We start from the raw sequence: 13000 nt of genomic DNA, 5'->3' as shown, positions 1-13000 counted from the left end.
GCGGCTCAAGACCCTACAAGGCCTCACGCCCTACGAAGCCATCTGCAAGGCGTGGGCTGACGAGCCAGATCGCTTCCGATACGATCCAATCCACCTCACTTCGGGACTGAACACCTAGTGGTTAGTGGTTGATGAGGCAGCCGCCGGTGGGCCGCTCGGGAGCAAGCGCTCCGACCCAAACCACTAATCACTAACCACTAATCACCTTCACCCCGCCTCCCCCAGCGCCATCAGCCCCGCCCGGCTCGGGCACAGGTCCAAGATCACACACCCCCCGCATTTCGGCTTCCGCGCCGTGCAGGTGTAGCGGCCGTGCAGGATCAGCCAGTGGTGGGCCTTGGGCAGCCAGGCTTCCGGAACGACGCGGAACAGCTGGGCCTCGACCTTGTCGGGGGTGGCGGCGTTGGCCAGCCCCAGCCGGTGCGAGACCCGGAAGACGTGGGTGTCGACGGCGATGGCGGCCTCGATCCCCAGTTCATTCAAAACCACGCTGGCGGTCTTGCGGCCCACGCCGGGCAGGGCCTGAAGGTCGGTCCGGTTCAGCGGCACCTCGCCGCCATGCTGTTCCAGCACGATCCGGCTCAGGGCGATGACGTTCTTCGCCTTGTTCCGGTACAGGCCGATGGAGGCGATGTAGGGGACCAGCCCCGCCTCCCCCAGTTCCAGCATCTTCGCCGGGGTGTCGGCGACAGCGAACAGCCTGTCGGTGGCCTTGTTGACCGCCACATCGGTGGCCTGGGCCGACAGGGCGACGGCGACCACCAGCGTATAGGGGCTGGAGAAGCTGAGTTCGGTCTTCGGCTCCGGCATGATCCGCGCCAGCCGTTCAAAGATCGCCTCGACCCGGTCTTCCTCCGGCGGCCAGCCCAGCACGGGAACCGTGGCCCCGGTCATGACGGCGGGCCGCTTCGGCGCGGTTTTCGGGCGGGCGCGGGGACGGGCCTTGGTCGGCTTCATCCCCTCTCGTCGCCGGGGGCCGGGCCCGGGTCAAGAACGATCCGAAACAGGATGTGTAGCGGCACCCCACGATGGCTGGTTGATTTTTGGACAGCATTGTCCATTTATGCCGCCGTCCTCCCCGACACGCTTCGAGTCCGCCATGACCCTGTCTCCCGCCAGCAAGAAACGCCTGCCCCTGATCGTTGCCGCGGCGACAGCGCTCGCCCTCGTCATCGGCGGGGTCGTCTGGTGGCAGGGCAAACAGCGCTGGGAGGCCACCGACAACGCCTTCGTCGCCGCCGACACCACCGGGGTCAGCCCCCAGATCGACGGCTATGTCGTTGAGGTGCTGGTCGCCGACAACCAGCGGGTGGCGCCGGGCCAGATCCTGGTCCGGCTCGATGACGCCGATGCCCGCGCCGATCTCACCGAGGCCGAGGCCAATCTGGCCGCCGTGATCGCCGCCGTCGGCAATGTCGACGCCCGTGCCGCCCAGGAACAGGCCATCATCGCCTCGCGCGCCGCCGGGGTCGCCCAGGCCCGCGCCCGGGCCGAACTGGCCTCGCAACAGGTCGACCGCTACGGCCGCCTCGCCGAGCAGGGCTGGGTGTCCCGGGCCCGCATCCAGACCGAACAGGCCGGCGCCCGCACCGCCGAGGCCTCGGTCGCCGAGGCGGAGGCCGCCCTGGTCGCCGAACAGCGGACCGCCGGCGTGCTCGGCTCCACCCGCAGCCAGAGTCTGGCCGCCGTGGATGTGGCCCGCGCCCGGGTCGAACAGGCCCGCATCGCCCTGGACCGCACCGTCATCCGTGCCCCGGTCGGCGGCGTGGTCGGGGCGCGCGGCGTTCGCGTTGGACAATATGTGCGGCCCGGCGGGCAGATCCTGTCCATCGTGCCGCTGGGTGATGCCTATGTGGTGGCCAATTTCAAGGAAACCCAGCTCGACCGCCTGCGCCTCGGCCAGACCGTCGAGATCAGGGCCGACGCCTTCCCCGGCGAGCCCCTGATCGGCCATATCGACAGTTTCGCCCCGGCCACCGGCTCGGAGTTCGCCCTGATCCCGGTCGAGAATGCGACCGGCAATTTCACCCGCATCACCCAGCGCGTGCCGGTGCGTATTCGCGTCGACCGCGCCTCCGGGCAAGGATTCGGTGCGGCCGCCCTGCGGCCCGGCCTGTCGGTTGAGGTCAAGGTCGACCTGAAGAGCCGTGGCGGGCTGAATTTCGCCGAGGCCGCCACGGGACCCGTCGTGGCCGCGGTCCGGTGACCGCCGCCGCGCCGACGGTCGGGGGCGCGCCCGCCCCGGCGCCAGAGGTCAAGGCACCCGAGGTCAACTGGACCTTCCTGCTGCTCGGCTTCGCCGGGATGGTGATCGGCCAGTTCATGGCCATTCTCGACATCCAGATCGTGGCCTCTTCCCTGCCCCAGATCCAGGCCGGGGTCGGCGCCTCGGCCGACGAGATCAGCTGGATCCAGACCGCCTATCTGATCCCGGAGGTCGTGATGATCCCCCTGTCGGGCTATCTGTCGCGGCTGTGGGGGACGCAGAAGGTGTTTCTGGTCTCCTGCGCCGGCTTCCTGCTGATGAGTGTGGCCACCGGTCTGTCGTCCTCGATCGAGGCCATGATCGTCTTCCGGGCCCTGCAGGGCTTTGTCGGCGGGGCCATGATTCCGACCGTCTTCGCCGTGGCCTTTACCGCCTTCCCGCCGGACAAGCGCGTCTCGGCCAGTATCGTCATGGGCCTGATCGTCACCCTGGCTCCGACCGTCGGCCCGACCCTCGGCGGGCATCTGACGGAATGGCTCAGCTGGCGCTGGCTGTTCTTCATCAACGTCATTCCGGGCATGTTGGTGCTGTTCCTGGTCGGTCGCTATGCCGATTTCGACAAGGGCGATCCGGCCCTGGCCAAGGGGTTCGACTGGGCCGGACTGGGGCTGATGGCGACCTTTCTGATGAGCCTGCAATTCGTGCTCGAGGAGGGTGCGAAGAACGACTGGTTCAACGACGACCTGATCCTGCTTCTGGCCGTGGTCGCCGCCATGACCGGGCCGGCCTTCATCTGGCGCTCGCTGACCTACCGCAATCCGATCGTCGAGCTGCGCGCCTTCACCAACCGCAACTTCCTTGTCGGGGTGGTGATGACCTTCATTGTGGGCGCCGTCCTGTTCGGCGGCACCTTCCTGCTGCCCCTGTTCCTCGGCCGGGTGCGCGACTATTCGGCCTCCGAAGTGGGGACGACCATGGTGGTCTCCGGCCTGGCCATGTTCCTGACCGCCCCCCTGGCCGGACGGCTGGTGCGCAAGGTCGACCTGCGGCTGCTGATGTTCAGCGGCTTCGCCCTTTGCGCCTGGGGCATGTGGAGCGCTCGGCTGGTCACCCCCGACTGGGGTTTCTGGGAGTTCGCCGGCGTTCAGGCCGTGCGCGGCTGCGGCGTCATGACGGCCCTGATCGCGGCCCAGCAGGTGACGATGTCGACCCTGCCCCCCGGTATGGTCAAGAACGCCTCGGGCCTGGTCAATCTCAGCCGCAACGTCGGCGGCGCCTTCGGCCTGGCGATCCTCAACACCTCCCTGACCCGGAACACCGCCCTGCATATGAGTGAGCTGACCCAGGGCATTCCGGTGACCAGCGCGGGCATGCAGGCCATGCTGGCGGGGCTTCAGGCCCGGTTCGCGGACTCGATTGATCCGGACGGGTCAGCGATCAAGGCCGTCTTCGGCATGCTGCAGAAACAGGCAACCACCCTGGCCTTCGGCGACGCCTTCGCCATGCTGGCCGTCGCCTGTGCCTTTGCGGCCTTGGCCACCCTGTTGTCCCGCCCGGTCAAGGCGCCGGCGGGCGCCCCGCCCCTGGATGCGCACTGATGGCCAGGGTTCGCGGACAGGTCGACGAGACCAAGACGGAGGCCATCCTCGAGGCGGCGTCGGCGCTGTTCGGGGAGAAGGGCGCCCTGGCCTCGATGGAGCAGATCGCGCGCCGCGCCGGGGTATCGCGCCAGACCCTGTACAACCGCTTTCCCAACAAGCTGGAGATCGGTCGGGCCCTCGCCGCCCGAAGGTCCGACGCCATCAGCGCGCCGCTGCGGGCCGGCGGTGATCCGGCAAGGGTGCTGACCGCCTTTGCCCTCGGCCTGCTGGACAAGGTGTTCCGGGCAGACGCCGGGGCGTCCTTGCGCGGCGTTGCCCTGATGTCGCCCGAGATGCCGGACCTCGCCGATGCCATCTACGAGGCCGGCCCGGCCGAGGGCCTCCGCCGCCTCGCGGCCTGGCTGGCCGAGCAGGACCGGCTGGGCCTGATGCGCGTCCCGGACCCCGAGGCGGCGGCCGAGATGTTCGCCGGCATGGCGCTGGGGCACGGCCATCTGCGCAGCATTCTCGGCGTGGCCCAGCCGTCGATAGACCTTGAGCCGCGGGCCGCCGAGGCGGCGCGCCGGTTCCTGCGCGCCTTCGCCCGCTGACGGTTGGCCCGGGCCGCCAATCGGCCTAGATCGCGTGCAGACCCATCCGGAGTGCCCCCATGCTGATCCATCTGTCGTCCTGGCCCGAGATCGACGCCCGGCTGAAGACCACGAAGACGGTGGTGGTGCCGATCGGCTCCAACGAGCAGCACGGCCCGACCGGCCTGCTGGGCACCGACTGGATGTGTCCCGAGATCATCGCCCATGCGGCGGAGAAGCAGGACGGGAGCCTGGTCGTGGCCCCGACCTTCAACATCGGCATGGCCCAGCACCACCTGGCCTTCGCCGGCACCATCAGCCTGCGGCCCTCGACCTTCATGGCGGCCATCACCGACTGGGTGTCGTCGCTGAGCCGGCACGGGTTCGAGCGGATCTATTTCCTCAACGGCCACGGCGGCAATGTCGCCACCATCGAGGCGACCTTCGCCGAGATCTACGCCGAATGGAGCTTCGTCGAGGAGCAGCCGCCCTTCGTGCTGAAGCTGAAGAACTGGTGGGACCTGCCGGGGGTCAACAGCCTGTGCAACAGGATCTTCCCGACCGGGCACGGCATGCACGCCACCCCGTCCGAGATCGCCGTGACGCAGGCCGCATATCCCGATCACATCAAGACCGCGACCTACAGCCCGCAGATCGCGCCGACCGGGCCGATCCGCGACGCGCTGGACTATCGCGCGCGCTTCCCCGACGGCCGGATCGGCTCCGACCCGGCCCAGGCCAGCCCCGAAAAGGGCCAGACCATCATCGACGCCTCGGTCGCGGCCCTGCTCAAGGATGTCGCCGACTTCTCCGCCGAGGTCTTGCCGGAGGTCTGAAACCGGCCCAAGGCTGGGACATGACCGAGTTTGAAAAAGCGCTGAAGACCGGCCGCCGCCTGACCCGCGACGGTGCGAAGGCGGCCAGTACGGCCCTGTCCGGCGGCGAGATGATGCAGGCCGCCGGCGACGTCATCAACGCCCGGCTGGAGATCATGGCCGCCGGCATGGCCGATCCACGCAAGGCCGACCTGACCGAGATGTCGCTGATGAGCACCGAAAAGGTCGAGGCCCTGTCGGCCTCGGCCTCGGCCATGGCGAAGACCTTCGGCGATATCGGCGGCCGGCTGGGCTCGGGCGTCATGACCGAGGCCGGTCTGGCATCGAAGGCCGCCACCTCGATCGCCACCGCCGCGACCCCGGCCGCGGCCCTGCAGGCGCAGTACAGCTATGCCGTCGGCTGGTGGAGTCGCGCGGCCGCGCAGTTGCTGACCCTGAACAGCGCCCTGCTGCAGGGCCAGGCCGATGCCATCCGCCCGATCCACAACACCGCCGTCGCCAATGCGAAACGGCTGAAGAAATAAGGGAACACCCGCGCCTGCGATGTCTTTCTCCTGGGTGAAAAGGAGATCGTCATGACCACCCCCCCGACCAAGGACCCGCATCCCGCCATGATGGGAGACGGCACCCAGGAGCAGAACCTCAACCAGAAGGGTGATCCCTCCAAACGGATCACCGAGGCCGAGACCAAACAGGCGTTCGGCCAGAAGACCAAATCCCCCGGCTGAGGCCGAAAAGCGCGCCGCCCCCGCGGTTTCGGGGGCGGCGTTTTTCCTTACCGGAACGGCGGCTCGTCGAAGGCGCGGAGCTTGCGGGAATGCAGGCGGCTGCCCTCGGCGCGCAGCAGATCGATGGCGTGGATACCGATCTGCAGATGCTCGGAGATCGAGCCCTCATAGAAGCGGTTGGCCTGGCCCGGCAGTTTGATCTCGCCATGCAGCGGCTTGTCCGAGACACACAGCAGGGTGCCGTAGGGCACCCGGAAACGGTAGCCCTGGGCCGCGATGGTGGCGCTCTCCATATCGATGGCCACGGCGCGGCTCTGGTTGAAGCGCAGGGCCGATTTGGAATAGCGCAGCTCCCAATTGCGGTCGTCCGTGGTCACCACCGTGCCGGTGCGCAGACGCCGCTTGACCTCCTCGCCGGGTGCCCCTGACACGATTTTGGCGGCGTCGTAGAGGGCGCGCTGGACCTCGGCGATCGAGGGGATGGGGATGTCCGGCGGCAGGACCGCGTCCAGCACATGGTCGTCACGCAGATAGGCATGGGCCAGGACATAGTCGCCGATGCTCTGCGAGGGACGCAGGCCGCCGCAGTGGCCGATCATCATCCAGGCATGCGGTCGGGTGACGGCCAGGTGGTCACAGATGGTCTTGGCGTTGGACGGACCGACCCCGATGTTGACCAGGGTGATGCCGTTCGAGCCCGGTGCGGTCAGGTGGTAGGCCGGCATCTGGTGCTTCTTCCAGGCCGCATCCATGACTGCCGCCTCGGGATCGGGCGTGTCGCGGGTGATGACGATGCCGCCGGCGCAGACCAGGGTCTCATAGGGGCTGGCCGGGTCCTGCAGCTGGTCGCAGGCCCAGCGGACGAACTCGTCGACATAGCGATTGTAGTTGGTGAACAGGATGTAGGACTGGACGTCCTCGACCGGCGTACCGGTGTAGTGGCGCAGGCGGGCCAGGGAGAAGTCCGTGCGCAGGCCGTCGAACTGGGCGAGCGGGAAGTCCCGGGTCAGGTCGAACATGCCGTCCGAGATCTCGTCACCGATATGGGCCAGGTCCGTGGTCGGGAACCAGCGGGCGACGGCGGCCGTCTGGCTGCGGTCGAGGGCCACGGCCGAGCCGTCCATCACATAGGGGAAGGGAATCTCCTGGTGCGACGGGACGACGTCGAAAGTGGCTCCGTAGTCTGCCTGCAGCAGGCTCAGCTGTTCCAGCAGATAGGGGCGGAACAGGTCGGGGCGGGTGATGGTGGTCGAATAGGCGCCGGGCCGCGACAGGCGGGCGTAGGCGCGGGTTTCAAGGTTCCCGGGCCGTTCGCCGAACCAGCTGACCCTGAGTTCCGGATAGGAAAACAGGCCCTTGGCCCGGGCTTCCGGATCAGCGCGTTCGCCGGTCCGCAAAAAGGTCGCCACTGCGGAGCGCAGGTTGGAGACGGATTGGTTGTAGAGGGTTTCGAGGCGGTCCAATGCCGCCTGGGGAGTCATCGTTTCTGTCATGGCCTCCTCTAGCGGAGGATCATGGCCTTGGCGAGACCGTGGCGCCTAGCCGGCCAGTTCGCGGTGAAGGAAGGCCGTGGCGTCCTCCAGCACCGGGGCCTTCTTGCGGAACAGGGGCGAGAAGGTCGAGATCAGGTCGGCGTGGTTCAGGCCGGGATAGAGTTTCTCCTCGCAGCGCCCGCCGACCGACCGCATCCGCTCGCACAGGATGGTGGTGTCCTCGGCATGGACGATGACGTCCTCGGTCCCATGACCCAGCCACAGGGGAGCGGCGTCTGCGCGGGCGAAGGTGACCGGCTGGGTCAGGGTCGGGTCGGCAACCCGCCCGAAGGCATTGACCGAGGCCGGAACGTCAAAGGGCAGAAAATCATAGGGACCGGCCAGGCCGACCGCCGCCCGGATCAGGCCCGACGCGCCGGCCGCCGCCATATAGCGCCGGTCGAGGGTGATCATCATGGCCATATGAGCCCCGGCCGACTGGCCGATCACGCCCAGCCGCGCCGGATCGGCCCCGTACCGGCCGGCGATCTCCCCGACCCGGGCCGTGGCCAGGGCCGCGTCCTCGATGAAGGCCGGAAAATGCACCTGCGGCACCAGCCGGTAGTCCGGCAGGGCGACGACGAAGCCGCGCGCCGCCAGCGCCTGGGCTGCCCAGGCGTAGTAGGTCTTGTCGCCGCTGTCCCAACCGCCCCCGTAGAACAGCACCAGCACCGGCCAGGGGCGCTCGGGGACCGCTGTGGGGACGAAGACATCGAACCTCTGGCGCGGGTCATCGCCATAGGCGAGGTCGCGCGCGGCGCGGCGCACCCCGCCGTCGCGCGGACCGAAGGTATTCAGCATGGCCAGGGGCGAACAGGCCGCGGCCAGCATTCCCAGGGCGGGGGCGAACAGGCCTCTTCGGGTCATGCGGCCCCTATTCGGCCGGGCTCAGATAGCGGTCCAGCCAGCCGAACACTTCGCTGTGCCACTGGCGGCTGTTGGCAGGCTTGAGCACCCAGTGGTTCTCATTGGGGAAGACCACCAGCCGGCTCTCGATGCCGCGCCGCTGCAGGGCGGTGAAGGTCGACAGGGCCTGGGTGGTCGGGACCCGGAAGTCCAGATCGCCCTGGATCACCAGCATCGGATCGCGCCAGTTCAGCACATGGTTGGCCGGGTTGAATTCCTGGTAGCCACGCGGGTTGTCATAGGGCGTCCCGCCGTTCTCCCATTCGGTGAACCACAGCTCTTCGGTGGCATAGCCCATGCCGAAGGTGTCGAAGATGCCGTCGTGATTGACCAGGCATTTGAACGCACCGGGCCAGTTGCCGGCGATCCAGTTGATCATATAGCCGCCGTAGGAGGCCCCCAGGGCGCAGGCATTGTCGCCGTCGAGGAAGGGATAGCGTTCCCGGGCAAAGGCCCAGCCCTTCTGCAGGTCTTCCAGCGGGCGGTCGCCCCAGTGCTGGCTGATCGAATCGGTGAAGGCCTGGCCGTAGCCGGTCGAGCCGTGGAAATCGATCATCACCACCGCATAGCCCGCCCCGGCATAGGTCGAGGCGTTCCAGCGCCAGGACCAGGCATTGCCGAACGAGCTCTGCGGCCCGCCATGGACGATGAAGGCGACCGGATACTGCCGGCCCTCGACATAGCCGGCGGGCTTGATGACATAGGCGTAGACCGTCTCGCCGTTCCAGCCGGGGAAGCTGAACTGCTCGGGCTCGCCGAAGGTCTCGGCGTCCAGCGACGGGTTCACATCGGTGATCCGGCGCGGCATTTCCCGCCCGCGGAAGGTCTTCACGAACAGCTCGCTCGGCCGGGTCAGGGTGTCCTGGGCAAAGACAAAGCCCGAAGGCGTCTGCTGGAAGGCCGAGACATGGCCCGGGCCGGTGACCGGCACGACCGCGCCGCGGGCCACATCGATCGCAAACAGCCGCGTCTGACCGACGTCACCGGCCGTGGTGTAGAGGGTCCGTCCGTCGCGCGACCACTGCAGGGTGTCGGCCGAACGGTCCCAGTCCGCGGCGATCTGGCGGACCTGTCCGGTCGCCATGTCACGCAGGAAGATGGCGTATTTGTCGGCCTCGAACCCCGGCCGCGCCATGGCCCGATACGCCATCGTCCGGCCGTCCGGCGAGAACACCGGACCCGTATCCCAGGCGTCATTGGCGTCGGTCAGGTTCTCGAAGCTCCCGTCGCCGCTCAGGCCATTGGTCCGGAACAGGTCGAAATTGGTGCTCCAGGGCTCGGAACGGCCGGCGACGCGTGACGAAAAGACGATCGACTGGCCATCGGGGGCGAAGACGAATTCGCTCTCGTCGCCGAACGGCTTGGAGGGGGTGTCACCGTCGAAGCCACGCGTCACCATCACCGGCGCGCCCGTGCCGTCGGCATTGACCACGAACAGATGGTTCTGCGTCCCGTCCGCCCAGGTGTCCCAGTGGCGCACGAACATCCGGTCATAGACCTGGCCCGTGGCGGGATCGTCGGCGATGGCCCGGGTCCGGTCGACGGTGCAGGCCAGATCGGGGCAGTCGGGGAAGACCGCCAGCGACACGGCGACCTTGGAGGCGTCGGGGCTGAGGCGATAGGCGTTCACGTCCAGCGGCAGGTTGGTCACCTGCACCGGGCCGGTGCCGTCGGCGGCGGCGCGCCAGACCTGGCTGGAACCCGAACGGCCCGAGAGGAAATAAAGATGGCCGTCAGACCCCCAGCGACCGGTGTTGGCCCCGCCCTCATTGATGGCCAGCCGAACCGGCTCGCCCGGTGCGTTCAGGTCCATCATGTACAGGGCGCCTGAGCGGCGGTTGGCGGCGACGTCGGTCGTGGTCACCGAATAGACCACCCAGCGGCCGTCCGGCGACACCTGCGGATCACCCAGCCGGTTCAGGGCGATCATGTCCTCCCAGGTGAAGGCATTGATCTCCGCCGCGGCGGCAACCGGAGCCTCGGCGACCGCCACCGGCGGCGTTCCGGCCAGGGCGGGCAGGGCGGCGGAACCCAGCAGGGCGGCGGCGCTCAGGCCGGTGAGCAGACGGGTCAACGGGCGCATGCAGGCATCCTCGAACGGGGGGCGAAGGTCTCCATGCAAAGGGGTAGCACCGGCATGACGCCGGGCAAAGACAGGAGGCCAGGTTGACGCTTGCGGCGACCGTCCGGAGCGGCGACAACCGGGTCAATGACCGAGACCGACGCCCCCATGCCGACCCGCCGCGAACCGCACATTGTCGACGTGCTGATCGCCGAGCGCGCGCCGCGTCTGACCCGGTCCCTGTTCTGGCCGGTGATCCGGCCGGTCCTCTACAAACTGCTGAACTACCGGGCCGCCGTGGACATGGCCGATGCGGTCAGGCCGCTGTCCGGGGCCGGGGCGCTCGACTATATGAGCGCGCTGATGGACCTGCGGGTCGAGGTGAGGAGTCCCGAGCGGATTCCGGCTACCGGCCGCTGCATCGTCGTGGCCAACCACCCGACCGGAATCGCCGACGGAATCGCCGTCTTCGACGCCGTTAGGGCCCGTCGCGCCGATGCGATCTTCTTCGCCAATGCCGATGCGCTCAGGGTCTCGCCGCGTCTGGGCGAGGCCGTCATCCCGGTCGAATGGGTGGTGGCCAAGCGCAACCGCGAAAAGACCCGCGCCACCCTGGCGGCGGCCCGGGAGGCCTTCGAGGCTGATCGCTGCGTGGTCCTGTTCCCGGCCGGCCGGCTGTCGCGCGTGGCGAAGGACGGCTCCCTGACCGATCCGGAATGGGCCCAGACAGCCGCGTCCCTGGCCCGCAAATATGACGCCCCGGTCGTGCCCATCCATGTCGCGGGTCCCGATTCGACCCTGTTTCACCTGTTCGACCGGGTGTCGGAGGAGTTGCGCGACATCACCCTCTTCCACGAACTGCTGAACAAGCGGAAGGCGACCTTCCGGCTCAAGGTCGGTAAGCCGATCCCGCCCGCCCGGCTCGATATCGATGCGGCCCGGGCGACCGGCGGGCTCAAGACCTTCACCGAACGGGTCCTGCCCGAACAGCCGGATGCCGATTTCGCATGAGCCGGGACTGGACCCTGCCGGACGCCGGGGCCACGACCCGTCTGGGTGCCGCGATCGCGCGCGGGCTGGCGCCGGGCGAGGCGGTCCTGCTCTACGGGCCGCTGGGCATGGGCAAGTCGACCCTGGCGCGCGGCCTGATCCGCGCCCTGACCCGGCCCGACGAGGACGTCCCGTCCCCCACCTTCACCCTGGTGCAGTTCTACGAAAGCGCGCCGCCGGTGGCCCATTTCGACCTCTATCGCCTGACCCGACCCGAAGAGGCGGCAGAGATCGGGCTGGACGAGGCGCTCGACGACGGCTGCGCCGTGATTGAATGGCCCGAGCGGCTGGGCGACGATCCGGCGGCCTGGCTGGGGCCGGACCGGCTCACCGTGACCCTGGCCGAAGCGGGTGATGGCCGGCATGCGACCGTTTCTGGCGTAGGGGCATGGGACGCCAAGCTGAAGGATCTGCATGTCTGACCGCGAACACCATCGTCTGGATTTTCTGAGATCGGCCGGCCTCGCCGACGCCGTGCGCACGCCGCTGGCCGGCGACGCCTCGACGCGCCGTTATGAGCGGCTGACCACGCCGTCCGGCTCGACCCTGATGTTGATGGATCAGCCGCCGGCCACAGAGTCTCATCCCTGTGACCCCGACTGGAGCCCGGCCCAGCGTCATGCGTCCGGCTGGAATGCCGTGGCCCGGCTGTCGGCCGGCCGGATCGAGGCCTTCGCGGCCGTGGCCCAACACCTGCGCGACGCAGGGCTCTCGGCACCGGAGATCGTGGCGCTCGACGCCCCCGGCGGCCTGGCCGTGATCGAGGATTTCGGTGACGATCTGTTCGCCCGGGTGATCGAGGACGGGGAGCCGCAGGTGCCGCTCTATCTGGCCGCCGTGGACGCGATCGCCAGGCTGCATATGGCAGGGCTCCAGCCCGGGGTGATGCCGGGTCCCGGCGGCGGCTGGCCGCTGCTGACCTATGACGCCGTCGCGCTTCAGGGTGGCGCGGACCTTTTCGTGCAGTGGATGCCGAAACTCTTTCCCGAACTCGACTTCGGACCGGCCACCCTCGAGGCTTGGCATGAGGCCTGGGCGCCCGTCACGGCCATGGGAGAGCAGAAGGCCTGGGTCATGGCCCACCGCGACTACCACGCCGAGAACCTGATCTGGCTGCCCGACCGGACCCACCATCGACGGGTCGGACTGATCGACTTCCAGGATGCGGTTCTGGCCCATCCCGTCTGGGACCTGCACTCCCTGCTGCAGGACGCCCGTCGCGATGTGCCGCCCGAACTGGAGACGGTCGCCCTGGAGCATTATTTCGATGTGATGATGGTCGACCGGGAGGTCTACCGCCGCGACTATGCCGCCCTCGCCGCGCTGAACGAGGCGCGCATCCTCGGGGTCTTCGCCCGGCTGGTTGCCCGCGACGGCAAGCCCCGCTATCGCGCCTTCATGCCGCGTATGTGGGCACATCTGAACGCCAATCTGCGCAAGCCCGGGCTGGAGACCATCGCGGCCTGGTTCGACCGCCACGTCCCCGCAGGGCTGCGAGGATGAGCCCGGC

General features: G+C 68.6%; 13 protein-coding genes and 1 pseudogene. 10 read left to right on the top strand and 4 right to left on the bottom strand.

Annotation, left to right across the window (positions count from 1 at the left end; translation table 11 throughout):
* Positions 1 to 118 (top strand): annotated as a pseudogene (locus Q0053_RS05705) (IS481 family transposase); the annotation flags it as partial.
* A gap of 89 nt (positions 119 to 207) precedes the next feature.
* On the opposite strand, the gene nth reads toward Q0053_RS05705, so the two are convergent.
* Positions 208 to 957, bottom strand: coding sequence for an endonuclease III (gene nth / locus Q0053_RS05700; RefSeq protein WP_298097268.1), 750 nt, complete (start codon positions 955 to 957; stop codon positions 208 to 210).
* 142 nt (positions 958 to 1099) lie between these two features.
* Here nth and Q0053_RS05695 point away from each other — a divergent pair, with 142 nt between their 5' ends.
* The 6 genes from Q0053_RS05695 to Q0053_RS05670 are packed head-to-tail and all read left to right on the top strand — an operon-like array spanning position 1100 to position 5940.
* The gene (locus Q0053_RS05695; RefSeq protein WP_298097265.1) at positions 1100 to 2206 is read left to right on the top strand and encodes an HlyD family secretion protein; all 1107 of its coding nucleotides are present in this window, start codon (positions 1100 to 1102) and stop codon (positions 2204 to 2206) included.
* Positions 2203 to 3804, top strand: a complete 1602-nt coding sequence (locus tag Q0053_RS05690; protein WP_298097262.1) for a DHA2 family efflux MFS transporter permease subunit — start codon at positions 2203 to 2205, stop codon at positions 3802 to 3804. Before Q0053_RS05695 ends, Q0053_RS05690 begins: the two co-directional genes overlap by 4 nt.
* On the top strand, positions 3804 to 4397 hold the full coding sequence (locus Q0053_RS05685) for a TetR/AcrR family transcriptional regulator (protein WP_298097260.1): 594 nt from the start codon (positions 3804 to 3806) through the stop codon (positions 4395 to 4397). Before Q0053_RS05690 ends, Q0053_RS05685 begins: the two co-directional genes overlap by 1 nt.
* A gap of 59 nt (positions 4398 to 4456) precedes the next feature.
* Complete coding sequence (locus tag Q0053_RS05680; protein WP_298097257.1) at positions 4457 to 5212, top strand: creatininase family protein; 756 nt, start codon at positions 4457 to 4459, stop codon at positions 5210 to 5212.
* A gap of 20 nt (positions 5213 to 5232) precedes the next feature.
* A complete protein-coding gene (locus Q0053_RS05675) occupies positions 5233 to 5736 on the top strand; it encodes a phasin (RefSeq protein ID WP_298097254.1) in 504 nt (167 codons plus the stop codon).
* Between the two features lie 51 nt (positions 5737 to 5787).
* Positions 5788 to 5940: a hypothetical protein gene (locus Q0053_RS05670; protein ID WP_298097251.1), complete on the top strand. Its 153-nt coding sequence runs from the start codon at positions 5788 to 5790 to the stop codon at positions 5938 to 5940.
* A 47-nt stretch (positions 5941 to 5987) separates the two neighbouring features.
* Here Q0053_RS05670 and Q0053_RS05665 read toward each other — a convergent pair whose 3' ends face one another.
* From Q0053_RS05665 to Q0053_RS05655, 3 genes are read right to left on the bottom strand one after another with little or no spacing between them, the layout of a single operon-like run.
* A complete protein-coding gene (locus Q0053_RS05665) occupies positions 5988 to 7433 on the bottom strand; it encodes an AMP nucleosidase (RefSeq protein WP_298097249.1) in 1446 nt (481 codons plus the stop codon).
* 45 nt (positions 7434 to 7478) lie between these two features.
* The gene (locus Q0053_RS05660; RefSeq protein WP_298097246.1) at positions 7479 to 8339 is read right to left on the bottom strand and encodes an alpha/beta hydrolase; all 861 of its coding nucleotides are present in this window, start codon (positions 8337 to 8339) and stop codon (positions 7479 to 7481) included.
* Positions 8340 to 8346: 7 nt separating this feature from the next.
* Positions 8347 to 10461, bottom strand: coding sequence for a S9 family peptidase (locus Q0053_RS05655; protein WP_298097243.1), 2115 nt, complete (start codon positions 10459 to 10461; stop codon positions 8347 to 8349).
* 126 nt (positions 10462 to 10587) lie between these two features.
* Between Q0053_RS05655 and Q0053_RS05650 the strand changes: the two genes are divergently transcribed.
* From Q0053_RS05650 to amgK, 3 genes are read left to right on the top strand one after another with little or no spacing between them, the layout of a single operon-like run.
* Positions 10588 to 11451, top strand: coding sequence for a GNAT family N-acetyltransferase (locus Q0053_RS05650; protein ID WP_298097240.1), 864 nt, complete (start codon positions 10588 to 10590; stop codon positions 11449 to 11451).
* Positions 11448 to 11912 (top strand): tRNA (adenosine(37)-N6)-threonylcarbamoyltransferase complex ATPase subunit type 1 TsaE, encoded by a 465-nt coding sequence (tsaE, locus tag Q0053_RS05645; protein WP_298097237.1) that lies wholly within the window; start codon positions 11448 to 11450, stop codon positions 11910 to 11912. The genes Q0053_RS05650 and tsaE overlap by 4 nt, the downstream gene beginning before the upstream one ends.
* Positions 11905 to 12993, top strand: a complete 1089-nt coding sequence (amgK, locus tag Q0053_RS05640) for an N-acetylmuramate/N-acetylglucosamine kinase AmgK (RefSeq protein ID WP_298097234.1) — start codon at positions 11905 to 11907, stop codon at positions 12991 to 12993. Before tsaE ends, amgK begins: the two co-directional genes overlap by 8 nt.
* Positions 12994 to 13000: the final 7 nt, after the last annotated feature.

The organism is Brevundimonas sp., assembly GCF_027487935.1.
Classification (GTDB): domain Bacteria; phylum Pseudomonadota; class Alphaproteobacteria; order Caulobacterales; family Caulobacteraceae; genus Brevundimonas.
Note: the sequence above shows the minus strand (reverse complement) of the source record. Positions and strands in the feature narration are given on the sequence as shown.

Bases quoted from the DNA above. Each gene is read 5' to 3' on its own strand.
- Q0053_RS05660 (WP_298097246.1), bottom strand. From the start codon at position 8,339: ATGACCCGAAGAGGCCTGTTCGCCCCCGCCCTGGGAATGCTGGCCGCG.
- Q0053_RS05665 (WP_298097249.1), bottom strand. From the start codon at position 7,433: ATGACAGAAACGATGACTCCCCAGGCGGCATTGGACCGCCTCGAAACC.
- Q0053_RS05675 (WP_298097254.1), top strand. From the start codon at position 5,233: ATGACCGAGTTTGAAAAAGCGCTGAAGACCGGCCGCCGCCTGACCCGC.
- Q0053_RS05650 (WP_298097240.1), top strand. From the start codon at position 10,588: ATGACCGAGACCGACGCCCCCATGCCGACCCGCCGCGAACCGCACATT.
- Q0053_RS05680 (WP_298097257.1), top strand. From the start codon at position 4,457: ATGCTGATCCATCTGTCGTCCTGGCCCGAGATCGACGCCCGGCTGAAG.
- amgK (WP_298097234.1), top strand. From the start codon at position 11,905: ATGTCTGACCGCGAACACCATCGTCTGGATTTTCTGAGATCGGCCGGC.
- tsaE (WP_298097237.1), top strand. From the start codon at position 11,448: ATGAGCCGGGACTGGACCCTGCCGGACGCCGGGGCCACGACCCGTCTG.
- nth (WP_298097268.1), bottom strand. From the start codon at position 957: ATGAAGCCGACCAAGGCCCGTCCCCGCGCCCGCCCGAAAACCGCGCCG.
- Q0053_RS05685 (WP_298097260.1), top strand. From the start codon at position 3,804: ATGGCCAGGGTTCGCGGACAGGTCGACGAGACCAAGACGGAGGCCATC.
- Q0053_RS05695 (WP_298097265.1), top strand. From the start codon at position 1,100: ATGACCCTGTCTCCCGCCAGCAAGAAACGCCTGCCCCTGATCGTTGCC.
- Q0053_RS05655 (WP_298097243.1), bottom strand. From the start codon at position 10,461: ATGCGCCCGTTGACCCGTCTGCTCACCGGCCTGAGCGCCGCCGCCCTG.
- Q0053_RS05670 (WP_298097251.1), top strand. From the start codon at position 5,788: ATGACCACCCCCCCGACCAAGGACCCGCATCCCGCCATGATGGGAGAC.